Genomic DNA, 15,825 nt, shown 5'->3' with positions numbered 1-15,825 from the left:
ACGACCAGTCCTGAAGAAGCGCCATGCCTTGCGGCATGACGCTTTTTTCAATTCAGGCAGGCGTCAGATGGGGGCGGGGATTATTCTTCGCCCTTTTTTATCAGCCACAGGAGTGGGGGAATATGCCGGCCCATTGCGTCTGCTGAGTGCAGTCCGATGTATGAGCCGCTACGGTGCAGCTACCAGCATGCCAATCCTCGATCTGACTTCCGCAACCACCCGTGGAAGTGGTGGTGTTGGTCCAGTTGCTCCAGTCTGTTTTGCAGTCGCTGTAATGATCCTTCGCAACACAGTCCCAGAAGTTGTTGTCTGTGTGCGTATCACAGGAAGAAGTATGACCGGAGCAGTCGCCCTGACCATTCCAGGGAAGTGGTGATGGGTTGGAGCAGGAGCCGTGATCCCACCATGTCGGTATTGTGCAGCCGTCATGGTGGTGGTCGGTCCCACCATTGTTGCAGCTGCCACCACTGCCGGTGTTGTCATCGCAGGAACTGCTGTGGTCGTGCCCCGGCGGCCATCCGCTGACAATCGAGGAAGACAGGTTGCTGTCGGCGATCACATAATCACCGGCCTTGTCCTCCGTCACGGTCAGAGATCCGGGTGTGTAACCGTTTTCCACGTTGATGTTGCCAAGGGTGATGGTCTGGTCGTTGCTGGTCTCGATTGTCAGCGTATAGCTGCCGTTGCTGTTGGCGGAATAGCTGGCGGACACAGGAACAATGCCACTGGTACCGTTGATGGCGAATTCAGAGTTCTCGGAAACATTGTTGAAAACAGTGTCTACGGTTGAATAGCTCTGATCCAGAACAACCATGTTCTGCGTTGACGGGTCGAAATTGATAACACCGCCTGTTCCGTTCCCCTGGGTATAGACAGTGCTGCCCCCCGTCAGGTTGACGGTCATGAGATTGTCGAGAACGACACCAGCGCTTTCTGCACCCAGCGTGGAATGATTCAGATTGACCGTGCCGTCGCCGGAAAGGCCACCGGACGTGATCGTGACATTGGAGCTGTCATCAATCGTCAGGGTTCCGGAAATCTCGTTGATTCCCAGCTGAACAGGAGAGGATGTGTCAACAATAAGGCTGCCTGTATCGAAAATCTGCAGGGCGGTCGCTGTAAAGACAGGAGCTGCTGTAGCAGAGGAGGTGTCGCAGGCGGTGATCTTGAGTGTTCCGTAATCGCCGATAGTGAGGCTGGGAACTTCAGTGGTGTAAGTGCTTCCAATGACTGCCGTAACAGGAGCAGATTCTGTCCCTGTTATGTTGATTTCATGATAATCCGTCGGCAATTCGCCTGAGGCCCAGTTTGTCGGGTCCAGAAAATCAGTTGATGTCTGTCCCGTGAAGTAGTCAGTGGCATTTTGCACCATGATAACTCTCAGCCTTTTGCTTGTTTTGTTACCCTTGGATTGCCCGAAGAAATTTTTCCTTCAGTAATCTAGTAAAACCAATACAACATTTAGTTTGCTAATGAGATATTACGGATTTGTAATTTTTGAAATGAGTATGAATATAGAAATTTAAAATTCGCGTAGAATTTGAAATTTTATAGTGAATATAAGAGTTAATGAGAATTAAAAATCTGATATGGAAAAATTTTTTATAAATTTAAATACTAAATATCATATTTTATACGTATCAATTAAAAAAACAAACACCAATTCAGTCAATAAATATTAATTTATAGACTGAATTGGAAAAATATTAATTTTTGAGATTGTTTCTGCGGTGTGGGAGGGGAGGCCGTTCAGGCTCCGGCCAGTCCCTTGCCGACCATCTTCTTCGGATCGACGTATTTGTTGAAGGTCTCTTCATCGACACCAGAGGCAAGCGCCGCCTCACGTAAGGTCTCACCTTTTTCCATGGCGCGGTGGGCGATGGCGGCGGCCTTGTCGTAACCGACAGCAGGACTGAGGGCCGTCACCAGCATGACTGAGTCTTCGATGTATTTCTGGAGATTCTTCTTGTCGAGCGTGGTACCTTCAACAGAGAAGACACGGAAATTGTGGCATCCATCCGCCAGAATGCGAATGGCATGGAGCACATTAGCAACAATGACCGGTCTCATGACATTGAGTTCGAGATTGCCCTGCGCTCCAGCGAAAGCCACGGCGGTGTCGTTGCCCATGACCTGCGTGGCAATCATCACCATCGCTTCGCATTGGGTCGGATTGACCTTGCCGGGCATGATGGACGAGCCGGGCTCGTTTTCCGGAAGATGAAGTTCTCCCAGACCGCAGCGCGGACCTGATCCCAGCCAGCGCATATCATTGGCAATCTTCATTAACGCTACGGCAAGGCCGCGAAGACCGGCGGATGCTCTCACCATGGCGTCCAGACCACCCAGCGCCGCGAATTTATTGGGGGCGGTGATAAAGGGTTTGCCGGTCAGTTCGGCAATTTTCGCGGCAATCGCCTTGCTGAAGCCCGGTGGCGCATTCAGACCCGTGCCGACGGCGGTCCCTCCGGCCGCAAGCTGGGCCAGTCCCGGAATGGAGGCTTTCAGGGCGTCGAGAGCATCTTCGAGCTGCTGTGCCCAGCCGGACCATTCCTGTCCAACGGTGAGTGGTACGGCATCCTGAAGATGGGTGCGTCCAATCTTGACGACATCCATCCACTGATCGGATTTGCTGCGGATGGCGGCAATCAGCTCTTCAATTTGCGGAACAAGGGTGTTCTCGATTTCCAGCAGCGTCACGACATGCATGGTTGTGGGAAAGGAGTCATTGCTCGACTGCCCCATATTCACGTCGTCATTGGGATGAACGGGTTTTTTTGAGCCGATTTCTCCACCGAGAAGCTGGATCGCCCGGTTCGCGATGACCTCATTGGCGTTCATATTGGTCTGGGTGCCGGAACCGGTCTGCCAGACGAAAAGAGGGAATTCGCTGTCGAGCTTGCCTTCAGTGACTTCGTCAGACGCGCGAATGATGGCGTCCGCTTTCCATTTTGGCAGCCTGCCATCAGCAAGATTAACGAGCGCCGCTGCCTTTTTCACGATTCCATAGGCCCGACAAAGCTCAATCGGCATGATATCCCTGCCGATTGAGAAATGTACGAGGCTCCGCTGGGTCTGCGCGCCCCAGTAATGCTGGGCGGGCACCTTTATCTTGCCCATTGAATCAGTTTCGACGCGGGTCCCCGTGGCGTTAATGCCTATGGGCGTATCGTGCATCATAAATGTGTCGTTCATATCTGACTCCGCTAACAGTTTTGGTCAGACTAACGATGTATGAAGCCTTGAGGTCAGCAGATCGCGAAAGCGTGAATTTTATATAATTTTTTCAATGTCTTTATTTTAAAATGAAGCCGCAGGAAGAATTCTCTAAGAAAATTAAAGATTTATCCACGAATTTCAATGCAAATCCTATGCTGAATTCCATAGCTACTGCTGGCGTTTGGCCGACTATGCAACCGAGAGAGCAGGCTACATGACTATTGATCATACAGTTCTTGATATTGACAGCAGACTTCGCTTTCTTGGTCTCGGAAAAGCTGAACTTGACCAGATGGAAGGACTTGTCGGGCCCATTTCCCGGGTGCTTCCTCAAGCCCTGAATGATTTTTACCTCAAGATCAGCGAAACGCCTGAAGTCGCCCATTTTTTCACAAGTGATGAGCAGAAGGCTGACGCAAGCTCAAAGCAGTATGAACACTGGAAGAAGATAGTCAGTGGCCGGTTCGGCGCCGATTACTTTCGGGATGTGGAGCGTATAGGGGTTACACACGCCCGTATCGGGCTCGACCCCCGATGGTATATTGCGGGCAATTCCCTGCTTATTGAGCATATCGTTGAAGCAGTAGTCCGTGAGAACTGGCCTACGGTGGTGAGGGGTGGTTTTGGTCGTAAACCCCGGATCACAGGCAATGAAGAGAAGCTTGCCAAGGATCTCGGTTTGCTGATCAAGGCGACGATGCTGGATATGGAACTGGCGGTAACGTCGGCCCTTAACGAACTCGAAAAACAGCGCAAAATGGCGAAGCAGGAGCAGGAAGAAGCTCTTGAAATGCTGGCGATAGCTCTTGAGCGGGTCGCAGAAGGCAATCTCGTTCTGTCAGTAGATGAGAAGCTGAAGGAAAAATCTCCGCGACTGGGAAGTGCTTTCGAGAAGCTGCTCAATGGTCTCGGTGGGTTGATTTCTTCCGTGCGGGAAACGGCCGAAAAAGTAGAGGCTGACGGACGTGCCGTGGGCGAAGCCAGTCGCAATGTTGCGCAACAGATGAATGTGCAGGTCAGTGGTCTTGATACCATTGTGCACACAATTGAAGAAGTGACTGTTTCGGTAAAGGCCGTGGCGGATCAGACTGTCCATGCGGATACGGCGGTCAAGGATTGCTGCAAGGAAGCTGAAAGAGGGCAGGAGATTGTCTCTGATGCGTCCGCCGCCATTACAAAGATTTCTGATTCATCCGGGCAGATCAGCCAGATTATCGGCATGATTGATGAGCTTGCCCTGCAGACCAATCTGCTGGCCCTGAATGCCGGGGTGGAAGCAGCCCGTGCGGGTGATGCCGGGAAAGGGTTTGGGGTCGTCGCACAGGAAGTGCGTGCTCTGGCTGGGCGGTCAGCCGATGCCGCCAAGCAGATCAAGACTCTTGTTTCCATGAGTGTCAGGGATGTCGAAGAGGGCGTGAAGCTGGCAGGCTCAGCGGGAAGCGCCATAGGCAACACCAGAAGCTCGGTTGAGAGTGTCGGTGGCCTGATTGGTCAGATCGCAGAAGCGTCAGCCACGCAGGCAACGCGCGTTGATGCTATCAATCGGGACACGGTGCGGCTTGCCCAGGATACAAAAAGAAGCGCTTCTGTTTTGCATAACACGATCAAGATCGGTCAGCAGCTTGAAGTGAGCTCGTCCCAGCTGTTGCAACTGGTCACAAACTTCAAGGTGCGTAAATCGGGCCACGAGCGGATGTCAGCCCTTTCCGCAGCAGAATGGAGCTAATCAGTATTTTTCTGGCGCATGGCCATGAGTTCAAGCGCACGGGCGTAAACGGTCTTTTTAGGCAGGCCGTTTGCTTTTGCAACAAGAGCAGCAGCATCCTTGACTGACTGGCTGGCCAGTGCTGTCTCAAGCTGCTTGTCGAGCGTATCGGCATCTTGCCCTGTCTTCTCAAACGGTCCGATCAGAACGGTGATTTCGCCTCTGGCCGCCGTTTCAGCGTAAAATGAAGCCAGCGTGCTCAGTGTGCCGCGCTTTGCTTCTTCAAAACGCTTTGTGAGTTCCCGAGCAACGACAGCGGGGCGGTCCTCGCCAAAAATTTCGCCCAGATCGTTCAGCATTTCTGCCAGACGATGAGGCGCTTCATGCCATATCAGGGTGGCTTTCAGGCCTGCTCTTTCAGCTGCGTGCAGGGTGGCGAAACTTTCCTTTCGGGCCGTACTCCGTGGTGGCGCAAAGCCGACAAACAGGAAGGGATGAGGGGGCAGACCTGAGAGAACGAGGCCCGTCAGGGCGGCGTTTGGTCCCGGCACAGCGGTAATGGTTATGTCCGCATCTATCGCCGCACGTACCAGACGATATCCGGGATCGGACAGGAGCGGCATCCCTGCATCGGAGACAAGCGCGATCTGCTGCCCTGCCAGAAGGCGGTCGATCAGTCCCGGCACTCTCTGGCGTTCATTATGTTCATGGAGCGGTTCAGCGTGCGTGCTGATATTGTGCTCTATGAACAGACGCGCCGTTACGCGGGTGTCCTCGCAAAGCACCAGATCTGCTGAACGCATGGCCTGAACGGCGCGAGGAGAAAGATCGCCGAGATTGCCGATCGGCGTGGCCACCAGCGTCAGAAGACCGCCCTTGTGCAGAGGCGCTGGTTCCCCAGCATCAGCTTCTTCATCAGACCGGACATGACGTGGCGGCATTCCTTCGCTATGGGAAGGAGCATCATCAGGGTAACCCTCCGCCTGTGGCCCGACAGGCAACCGTTCAGATGAAGAGGCGGACGATGAATCGGACATGCAGGTTCCTGTCGCGAGAGGCGGCTGACACTAAAACAAACGGTGGTGCTACGGGGCGTCTGGTCGGCAGGAGCGATACAGCACGCAGCATTCTGCGGCATACCAGCCGAACCCTTTCGCGTCACCTTTCCGGGGTCGCGCTTCTGGCACTTGCGGCCTGTAGCTCCGGTGGCACCAGCGAACCCGGTGGGCTCGCCGGGAGCGATACCACAGCCTCGGCTCCGAATGTCGGGCTGTTGCTGCCTCTGACCGGTGCGAACGGGGTTCTTGGCAATGAAATGCTGGCCGCCGCAAAACTGGCGTTGTCAAAGCAGACTGGAACTCTGCCGCTCCCTAAACTCGACGTTCATGATACGGCGGGTGCCGGTGGTGCGACAGAGGCCATGCAGGCGGCCATTACGTCCAGAGACGGTATCGTTCTGGGGCCTCTGACCAATGTCGATACGGCGTCTATTGGCCCGATGGCTGTGCGCGCAGGCATTCCGGTTATCGCTTTCACCAGTGATCTGGCACAGGCGCGTCCCGGCGTCTGGGTGTTTGGTATTACGCCGCAACAACAGGTCTCGCGTCTCGTGGACGCTGCAAAGATGGAAGGTCGCCATCACTTTGCGGCTTTCCTGCCCGACACACCTTTGGGCCACGCCATGGGTGATGCCTTGGTGCGCGCCTGCCGCGAAGCAAGCCTTGCTGATCCGCAGGTTGTCTATCACGTGGGTACGCCTGAGGCGATCAGAAGCGGACTTGCTACTCTGAGCGCCTATGACACCCGTGTCGCAACAGCTTCCGGTCAGTCGACCGGGCCTGCGCAGGATCTGCCTGATGATCTAGAGGCGGCGCTATCGTCCGCCTCTAAAGCGAGCGGAACGGCGGATGCCCAGTCGCCGGGCGACCCCAAGGCTTCTCCTTCGGCTCAGACGTCAGCCGCAACATCTTCGGACGCTTCCCCCCCGACCCTGTCCGCTCCTCCGTTCGACGCCCTGCTTCTGGCCGACACCGGACTGTCACTGAAGAATGTGCTTGATGCGCTCAAGGCCAATCAGGTCCGTACCAGTGACGTCCGTCTTATGGGGCCTGGCCTGTGGGGTGCTTTCGCAGGAAAGCTGGGATCCGTCGCAGGAGCCTGGTATGCAGCACCCGATCCAGCGGCCCGCACGCTTTTCGTGCAGCAGTTTTCTATCCAGAACCACCGCGTCCCCAAGCCGCTGGCAGATCTGTCATATGATGCAGGCAGTCTGGCGAATTCGGTTTATTCAGCAACGGGTGGAAAAGGATATCCGGTCGATCTGCTGACGCAACCTCAGGGTTTTTCCGGGGTCGATGGCGCTTTCACGCTGACCGGAAACGGCCAGACCTTGCGCAAACTGGGTATCTTTGAAATCCAGCCGGGCGGCGGTTCCCGTATTCTTCCTGCTCCGAAATCTGTTGCACCGGTTCCTGGAGCATCCTGACACAGTTTTCTTTGGATATTTTGAAAGCTATTCAAACCGCCCCGCTATCTTTTTGCGAGGCGGTTTTTTTTATATTGCCATTAGAGACAGCGTCTGAATTTTTGTTTCTCTTCAAACAATTAGATCAAGATCTCCCAAAACCCGATCGTAGCTTTTGAACTGTCGAAATGGCTCTCGGTAATTACCAGCACATCAAGATTATGTCGATGATATTGCGAGTAAGTCTCATTTACGGCATAGCTGTGCCAGCTTATGCCACGAGATGTAGAAATCATGACGAATCGTTTTATCCGCCATACACTACGACCGACACCGCTGACTGCCGGACTGACTCTGGCCTGTTCTGCTCTCCATCCGCAGACTGCCGATGCCGGAACAGTGAAAGCGCGTCATGCTCATGCCCGGACGGCGGTTCAGAAGCCTGTTTCAAAACAGGGTGTGGCGGTTCAAACGACCTCTGTCGCACCTGCCGCCGGAGTATCAACTCCATCAAATACGAACGCCCATGCAGTGAATACGGGTGTGAAAACCCTGGAAACAGGTTCGAAATCAGAAAGTATTGTGGTGCATGGTCGCAGTATGAACGTACTGACCCAGGATATGGGGTTTGGCCGCATGCCGCAGGATGTTCTGCACACACCGCAGACGGTTAATGTTGTGCCAAAAGTTCTGATGGAACAGCAGAACGTCAAATCCCTTGAAGAAGCGCTTCGGAACGTCCCGGGCATCACGGCATCGGTTGGTGAAGGTGAGGGGGGTATGAGCGGGGATCAGTTTCTGATTCGCGGATTTCAGGCCCAGAATGACATTTATCAGAACGGTCTGCGCGACTTTGGCGTCTATAGCCGTGACAGCTTCGATTATGACCATGTCACAGTTATCAAGGGTCCTTCTTCTGAAGTCTTCGGTAACGGCACGACAGGCGGCGCCATTAACGTCACCACCAAGGTTGCGCATCTGGGAAATAATTACGGCGGCAGCTTTTCTGGTGGTTCTGCGAGTTATTATCGTGGCACTCTCGATGTGAACCAGCAGATCGGTGAGCATACGGCTATCCGCATTACCGGCATGGGTAATGAAAATAATGAAGTCGGTCGTAACGATATTTACTCACATCGCTGGGGGCTGGCTCCATCCATAGGGTTTGGTCTTGGCACCAAAACGACCTTTACTCTTGAATACTTTCACCAGAGCGATAACCGGATGCCGGATTACGGTGTTCCGGTTGTTACGCGGCCCGGTGCTACAATTGGAAAACCCGCGACGGAATATGGTCTGAATCGCAAAAACTGGTACGGCACGACGTATGATCAGGATGATTCATCGACTGATATGCTGACGGCACGGTTCAAACACGAGTTCAACGACCACATCACAGTCTTCAATGATCTGAAAGGCGGTCTGTACAGTCGTTATTATTCAGCATCGCAGCCCGGATGTGATACGACCTGTGCGAAAAATTTCTTTACCGATCCATCGGCTGCGATGATCAACAGGCGTGGTCATCTCGGCGGTCCTGAGCCTTATCAGCAGGATGACTGGTCGGTGCAGAACGTGCTGTCCACTCTGGCGAAATTCAACACAGGCTCTGTCAGGCATCAGATTATCGCCGGTGTCGATGTGATGCATGTGTATGACCGTCGCAAGAACTACGCCTACAATTTCAACGGGGTGAATGGTACTGCTGCTGATACGACCAGCATGTTGAACCCTTCAGCTTATCAACCCGGACTACTTCTTGGTGGGCTGGGCCAGTATGCAGGAAATCTTGTGACTATCCCGAACGGTGTTGGTCAGAAGCTGTACAAGACAGGCGATGCAACGGACGTGGGTGCGTTCTTCTCTGATCAGGTCTGGCTTGTGCCGTGGTTCTCGATCAAGGCCGGCTTCCGTTGGGATCATTGGAACAGCCATTATGCCGCGACCGATGGTGCGACGTTGGCCGATACACGGCTGCATCAGTCGCAGGATACGTTCAATCCCAATGTCAGTCTGATGTATACGCCGACTGACAATGCCATGGTGTATTTCAACTGGTCAGAGTCCACGACCCCTCTGGGACTGTATGTGACGAACAGCAGCGAGCCGATGACAGCCAATGGGTCGAAGATGCATCCCGAGCGCAGTCGTCTTTATGAAGTTGGTGCTAAATATAATGCATTTCACGGACGTGTAGGATTTACCGTATCGGCTTTCCGGCTTGAGAAGTCGAACGCGATCCTGGGAAGTGACAGCAACAGTTCTGTCATCGCGTCCAGTGATCGTCAGCGGAACCAGGGCGTGGAGCTGAGTGCCTCCGGTGAAATCATGAAAAACTGGCAGCTCATCGGCACATATGCGTATTATAATTCAGAAACCACATGGTCCACGACAGCTGCCAATGTGGGCAAGCAGGTTCTCTACGTTCCGAAGAACTCTGCGACGCTCTGGACGACTTACACTGTCGCACCCGGAAAGCCCTGGAACCTGATGTTTGGCGGTGGTCCGACATGGCGTGAAGGCGTCTGGCTGAATGCTGCCAATACAGCCCGGGTGCCCGCCAACCTTGACTGGAGTGCTGTGATTTCTCACTCGTTCCTGAACAATCACTGGCGTGTGGCCATGAACGGCTACAATCTCGCCAATCGCCTGAACTATGCCAATCTGTTCAGTGACCGTGCCGTTCCAGCCGTTGGGAGAAGCTTCCTGTTCTCGGTTTCCGCCAATTACTGAGTCCTGGTGTCCTTGTCAGGCCGGATTATCAGGTTTGGTGTGGTGATCCGGTCAATGCAGATGTGAATACGTTGCGTATGGAAAAACCGGAAGAAATCGGTGTGTTGATTTAGGTTGAACTGGCAGTCCCGTTCTGTCCCAGGCGGATATCATGGATATCCGTCAGTCATATGAGATTCGAACAGATTATTCTGATATATGTTTTGGACAGAGCGAACTTCTGCAGGTGAAGGAGGCAGCGAAGATTTTCTTTTGCCTGTCATCATCAGAGAGTCAAAGTTACGAGATACGGCAGGAAACAGAAGTCAGGCTGCTGCGACAGAGCCCTGCAGGGGAAGGGCCGGGCGGATAAAGTCGAGCGCCATTTCGAAAGAGCTTTCGTGGCTGAGGACATTGCCGCGCAGGGCGTCAACGACAACCCAGTGCGTGCCTTCCGGGTGCACAACGTAAGCCGGGCTGGCGTTTTCACGAACCCAGATCAGCGCCTGCTCTGAATCTGCGAAAGTGGCCTCATCGTCGATACAGAACTCGGCATCACACAGGCCCATGCGCTTTCCGGCTTCAAGCCAGCGAGCGAGATATTCCCGATGGCGCGGCAGAATGACGGCCATCCGGAATGGGATAACATTCGAAGGGAACACTGACTGGTCGGTCTGCATCGCCTGGGACATCCCTGATCTCTCCTCTACGTTCTGAACAAACGGTATGGGCTTCTCTCTCACCTCGCCAGTGCGAATAGAGAAGGAAGCGCTTCCAGAAGAGGCAGATCGAGAAAACTGTGATCAAAAAGATACAGAAACATAAGATGTGACAAAAATTAAGCATAAAAATTGATCAATTTTGGACAAAAAATGCATATAAAATGTGCATAACATTCAAAAAGAGATCGTTTTGTAGGCGAAAAGATGTGTTTTCGGTCAGAATCGTCGTGTCACTTGTATTGATTCGACGCCCTGTAAAGCTCTTTGGGCCAGCGCCGGTGCAACCAAAGCCAGCTCTCGGGTCTGGCCCGGATCCATGTTTCCAGCCTGTCATTGATGGCCTGGGTGAAGGCGGCGACATCATTCTGTCGGTTGCCGGTGTCAGGGAGGGTCATTGGCGGTTCCACCACGATCCGCAGGCGCGCTGGTCCGAGGCGTTGCACATGCCCCGGAATAACCGGACAGCGGAATTTCAGTGCCATGGCCGCCAGAGCTGGCGCGGTCATGGCGGGGCGGCTGAAGAAACGTGCCTCAATGCCGTCATTCATTTTCTGATCGACCAGCATGCCCAGCCTATGGCCGGTCGCCACCCATCGCAGCGCGTCTTTGGCCCCTTTCGCGCCCTTTGCAAACAGGGGAAGCGGGTCCTGCATCGCAGCGTCGCGTAGGTCACGAATCATCCGGTCCACCAGAGGATTGGCCGCCGCACGGTAGAAGGAGGCAAAACCGGCACCGTATTTGGCGACACCGGGAGGAAGCATTTCCCAGTTGCCGATATGACCCGAGACGAACAGGACCGGTCCGCCACTCTTGGCCACCGCCAGCAGATGCTCTTTGCCGGTGACTTCAAAGCCCGGTCCTGCCGAAGTGTCTTCCTTCAGGGACGCAATATGTGGAAATTCCCCGACGGTGCGACCGAGATTGTCCCAAACCCCTTTGATGATGCGCTTCCGTTCGGCCTTGTTCAGTTCCGGCATGGCGAGACGGAGGTTGGTGTCGGCCACTTTCGAGACGGGCAGAAGCGGCCCAATGCCGGAGCATAGCTTGCCTCCGATATTGGAAGCAGTCTCCGGACGGATCTGTCGCAGCAACCGCAGAGCGCCACGGGCGGCCAGAGCTTCCAACTTCATCAGAAACGGTACGGACGGACCTTTATCTGTCGTGGAGGAAGAGGAAGCTGAAGTCATGGTCGTGGCATCCGTTCCGTCAGGCTGTCGAGAATATGATCCAGTGAGGCTATGTCCGCCCATTCCAGCTCTACATTCACTACTCTGACTTTCTGGCGAAAAGATTCCGGAAGTCGTACGGCGTCCTTGGGTGTGGTGACCAGAAGAGCGGAATGCTGTGCGGCGAGACGGGATAGATGGGCAAGATCGGCGGCTGTGAAGGCGTGGTGATCGGGAAAAGAAATGCACTTTATTGGGATAACGTCATTTTCCCTGAGGCAGCCAAAGAACTTGTCAGGACGGGCAAGCCCTGCGAAGGCAATGACCTTCTGCTGACGGAGAGAGACGATGGAGCGTTCCATCTGCAATGCCGCTTTCAGGATCGGATAATCGACTTTGGTTGTAAGGCTTTTCCGAACACCACAAGTGTCTTGTCCCGTGATGACAACAGCGTTCGCAGCAGCCAATCCTGTCATGAGAGGCTCGCGCAGGGGGCCGGCCGGCAATACGCACTGATTGCCAAAACCGACAGCGCCATCTACCAGAATAAGGGAAAAGTCCTTGTGCAGACAGGGATTCTGGAAACCGTCATCCATGATCAGAAAGGTGGCTCCGGCCGTAATAGCGGCGCGGGCTGATGCGGCACGGTCAGGACTGACCCAGCAGGGCGCTGCGGCGGCGAGAAGCAGGGGTTCGTCGCCGACATCCGTTGCGGTATGACGGGCCGGATCGACACGCAGCGGGGTCGGTCCCTTCACGGCCTGTCCCCGGTAGCCGCGTGTCAGACAGTGCACTACGATGCCCCGCTGGTGCAATCGATGGATAAGATCAAGCACGGTCGTGGTTTTTCCGGTTCCTCCCACCGTAAGATTTCCGACGCAAAGCACCGGAACCGGAGCGCGCCAGCCGGTACGTTGCCTGCGCTTTTGGGCCACTAAACCAACGATAGTGGCAATGGGTTTCAGAAGCGTGCTGATGAGTCCGGGAGGGCGAAACCAGAAAGATGGTGCGCTCAGGCGAAGGAAGCCGGTCATGAGTAGCTGCAGGTCCGGCAGATGAGGTCCGCCAGCCGGGACGGCAGATTCTGGTCACGTGTTGCGATCCGCTCTCCTGCCTCACCGAGCGCTGCTACCCGTGCAGGCTCGTCGAGCAGGGCTTTGACCGTGTTCGCAAGGTCCTGCACTGAGCGGACCACGCTAACGGATTCACCAAGAGCAGCAAAGGTTTCTTCAAAATTGTCGATCGCTGGTCCCGTCATGATCGCGCATCCCAGTCGGGCCGGTTCAAGCGGGTTGTGTCCGCCGCCTTCTATCGGACTGTCAGGAGCGATCAGGCTGTTTCCCATGAAAACGATGCGTGACAGACGGAACAGGATGCCGAGTTCACCCAGCGTATCGACAATCCAGACGGAATCTGCCTCGTTTGGGAGTTCGCCCTGCGAACGGCGAGGCGGTTGACCTGAGCCAGAAAAAGCCTCCTTCACCTCAGTGGCAATGGCAGCGCCGCGGTCCGGATGACGTGGCGCGATGATGGTCAGAAGATCAGGGTAGGAAGCCCGCAGAATTTTCGCAGCTTCGAGAATCTGTTTTTCTTCACCGGGATGCGTGGAGGCCGCAACCCATACCGGTCGTTTACCGATAGCCTTGCGAGCAGCGTCCAGTATGGCTGTGTCCGCAGCGAGGGGAGGGGCGGCAGTTTTCAGATCGCCGTCACAGAACACGTTTGAAGCACCGAGCATCCTGAAACGAGCGGCATCTTCCGGCGAGCGCGCTGCGATCCATGACTGTGCGGTCATCATGCTCTCGGCCATGCGGGGCAGTTTGCGCCATCCCTTCAGGGCCGAGCGGGACAGGCGGCCGTTCACCAGCATGACGGGCAATTTCGCCACGTTGCAGGCTGCTATCATGTTCGGCCACAACTCGCTTTCCGTCAGAACAAGTCCGTCCGGTCGCCAGTGACGCAGAAAGCGCTTGATCCATCGTGGCACATCGAGAGGGACGAAGCTGTGTAGAACCCGTCCTGCGTGCATGGCTTCCGGCAGTTCTCGTGCCAGTGTCGCGGAGGCGGTGACGGTGCCGGTTGTGACAAGAACAGTCGGAGCAGAAGGCTTTTCCAGAATGGCCTGAATAACCAGAATGATGGAGAGGGTTTCGCCAACACTGGCGGCATGCATCCAGACGAGTGGTCCATCGGGACGGCGCATCGCGGTAAAGCCAAGGCGCTCTCTGGTGCGCTCGCGAATTTCCTTGCCTCGACGCACCCGTATGCGAAGCGTCGCGATCAGACCGGGAGCGAGCAGGGAGGTCAGCAGCGACCAGAGAGCAGGTGTACTGGAGGGTTTCGGACGCTGCGGCATGGTGGGCGCACGAACAGACCCTTCCACAACTGCCCTCTCTGGCATGGTGGCGAGTGTATCAGGGTAGGTTTCTGTCTGTGCTCCAGCTTCGTCCTGCGCAGCCGTCAGGCGAAGAGCCAAGGTCTGGCCCGCTGCGTCACGCTTTCCCGGTTCAACGGAAACAGGTGCGCCACAGACGATACGTCCACGCCCAAACGGCAGCGGCACGATCATCCGATCCCATGAGGGCGCATGCAAACACGTGCACTGCACACCGACTGGCAGGATGGAGATGCCGGTTTTTTCAGCCAGCGCGAGAACGCCTGGCTGTATGACGCGACGTGGTCCCTTGGGGCCATCGGGCATGACGGCGACGGTATGGCCCTGCGCCAGAGCCTGACGAATCTGACGGAGGGCCGCGGCACCTCCCTTGTTCTTGCCCTTCTTGTCGGACGAACCGTGGATCGGGGGAATCCTCCACGGCGTGACGATCCGTGCAATCAGCCGGCCGTCACTGTTGCGGCTGATCAGGACGTGCAGGCGCATGGAGGGATTGCGGGGCTCGGTCCACCACCAGAGCGCCGGAGAAAGAGCGAGCGCCTCATGCCAGAAAGCGACGAGTAGCCCCGGCTGTGTCCCGTCTCCGCGTTCATGCAACAGAAGGGCTCTGGCTTCCGGCGTGGCCTCGAAATGCCAGCGTGTCGTACGCAAGGCGAAGCCGAGCCAGCCACGAATGGCTTTCTCAAGAATCTGCTGCCCCAGAGCAGAGAAACCTTCTCTGGAGAAAGAAGAGGATGCGGATCCGTCCTGCATGCAGCGCGGTTAGCACGGGGCGGAGAAGGGGAAAAGGATTGAGGCTGTTATGGGTAGAAGGACGGCAGCAAGATAAGGCGGATTTGAATTGATTGATCGCATTGCGTGGTCAGCCGCTAGATGTCGGAAAAACCTGTATCCACTCCCACTGGTTGTCACTCAGACCATACCGATGCATTCACACTCTCCCTAAAAGAAGAGAGAAAACATCACAGATCAAGCCGATGTACAAACCTCATGCCACAGAGTGAGAACTCACGACACACCCAAGGTATTTCCTGTTTCAGACTATCTCCGGACATTCGACCACATCTCTGCTAGCGAGGGTGCGCACATGATCCGGGACAGGATGGCTTAATCTGGACCTCGTCATCATGGGCGTAAATCTTCTCGGCTCCTTTCCAAACAGCCTCCAGACTCAGGTCTCATTCCTTGAGCCAGAAGACGGTTGCTTTGATGTGGATATCGGACTTGAACGTATAAGCGCATCTGTCGTATCTGGTGACGCCTTTTACACAGATGCCAGTCGTAAGATGGCCTTGATTTCCGGTTTTTCTTCGACGGGATACAGGCAGTGATGTTCCGCCCTGCGAGTAATTGCCTGATCCGTTCCATCTGGTGCCCAGACAGAAAAAACACGTCACTCACAGGTTCACCCTCCATCGGTAAACCTGTGAATCACAATAACA

Annotated in this window: 11 protein-coding genes; 4 read left to right on the top strand and 7 right to left on the bottom strand. The window is 55.0% G+C overall.

The genetic code is table 11. From position 1 onward, the window contains the following. Positions 1–100: 100 nt before the first annotated feature. Together EMQ_RS03945 and fumC are read right to left on the bottom strand one after the other, a co-directional pair. Positions 101–1,372, bottom strand: coding sequence for a hypothetical protein (locus tag EMQ_RS03945; protein ID WP_010667953.1), 1,272 nt, complete (start codon positions 1,370–1,372; stop codon positions 101–103). Positions 1,373–1,749: 377 nt separating this feature from the next. Next, on the bottom strand, positions 1,750–3,195 hold the full coding sequence (gene fumC, locus EMQ_RS03940; protein ID WP_018308424.1) for a class II fumarate hydratase: 1,446 nt from the start codon (positions 3,193–3,195) through the stop codon (positions 1,750–1,752). Between the two features lie 238 nt (positions 3,196–3,433). Between fumC and EMQ_RS03935 the strand changes: the two genes are divergently transcribed. Beyond that, the gene (locus tag EMQ_RS03935) at positions 3,434–4,945 is read left to right on the top strand and encodes a methyl-accepting chemotaxis protein (protein WP_018308425.1); all 1,512 of its coding nucleotides are present in this window, start codon (positions 3,434–3,436) and stop codon (positions 4,943–4,945) included. Here the strand turns inward: EMQ_RS03935 and rsmI are convergent. Then, a complete protein-coding gene (rsmI, locus tag EMQ_RS03930; RefSeq protein ID WP_018308426.1) occupies positions 4,942–5,961 on the bottom strand; it encodes a 16S rRNA (cytidine(1402)-2'-O)-methyltransferase in 1,020 nt (339 codons plus the stop codon). The two genes, EMQ_RS03935 and rsmI, sit on opposite strands and share 4 nt — an antisense overlap. On the opposite strand from rsmI, the gene EMQ_RS03925 reads away from it, so the two are divergent. Continuing rightward, positions 5,949–7,409 (top strand): penicillin-binding protein activator, encoded by a 1,461-nt coding sequence (locus tag EMQ_RS03925; RefSeq protein WP_018308427.1) that lies wholly within the window; start codon positions 5,949–5,951, stop codon positions 7,407–7,409. The genes rsmI and EMQ_RS03925 overlap by 13 nt on opposite strands. Before the next feature lie 273 nt (positions 7,410–7,682). Then, entirely contained in the window at positions 7,683–10,121 is a 2,439-nt protein-coding gene (locus tag EMQ_RS03920; RefSeq protein ID WP_010668940.1) for a TonB-dependent receptor, read from the top strand. Between the two features lie 305 nt (positions 10,122–10,426). Here the strand turns inward: EMQ_RS03920 and EMQ_RS03915 are convergent, their stop codons facing one another. The 4 genes from EMQ_RS03915 to EMQ_RS03900 all read right to left on the bottom strand — a co-directional run bounded on the left by EMQ_RS03915 (position 10,427) and on the right by EMQ_RS03900 (position 15,136). Further along, on the bottom strand, positions 10,427–10,792 hold the full coding sequence (locus EMQ_RS03915) for a hypothetical protein (RefSeq protein ID WP_010667492.1): 366 nt from the start codon (positions 10,790–10,792) through the stop codon (positions 10,427–10,429). Between the two features lie 260 nt (positions 10,793–11,052). Further along, positions 11,053–12,009 carry a lysophospholipid acyltransferase family protein gene (locus tag EMQ_RS03910; RefSeq protein ID WP_010667491.1) on the bottom strand — a complete coding sequence of 319 codons (957 nt, stop codon included), beginning with the start codon at positions 12,007–12,009 and terminating at the stop codon, positions 11,053–11,055. Then, positions 12,006–13,004, bottom strand: coding sequence for a tetraacyldisaccharide 4'-kinase (gene lpxK, locus EMQ_RS03905; protein WP_026200223.1), 999 nt, complete (start codon positions 13,002–13,004; stop codon positions 12,006–12,008). The genes EMQ_RS03910 and lpxK overlap by 4 nt, the downstream gene beginning before the upstream one ends. Before the next feature lie 14 nt (positions 13,005–13,018). Then, entirely contained in the window at positions 13,019–15,136 is a 2,118-nt protein-coding gene (locus EMQ_RS03900) for a glycosyltransferase N-terminal domain-containing protein (RefSeq protein WP_010667489.1), read from the bottom strand. A 374-nt stretch (positions 15,137–15,510) separates the two neighbouring features. Between EMQ_RS03900 and EMQ_RS03895 the strand changes: the two genes are divergently transcribed. Then, positions 15,511–15,714 (top strand): hypothetical protein, encoded by a 204-nt coding sequence (locus tag EMQ_RS03895; RefSeq protein WP_018308429.1) that lies wholly within the window; start codon positions 15,511–15,513, stop codon positions 15,712–15,714. Positions 15,715–15,825 lie beyond the last annotated feature (111 nt).

Source organism: Acetobacter aceti NBRC 14818 (assembly GCF_000193495.2).
GTDB lineage: Bacteria > Pseudomonadota > Alphaproteobacteria > Acetobacterales > Acetobacteraceae > Acetobacter > Acetobacter aceti.
The sequence above is the reverse complement of the archived record's forward strand: the minus strand, read 5'-3'. Positions and strand labels throughout refer to the sequence as shown.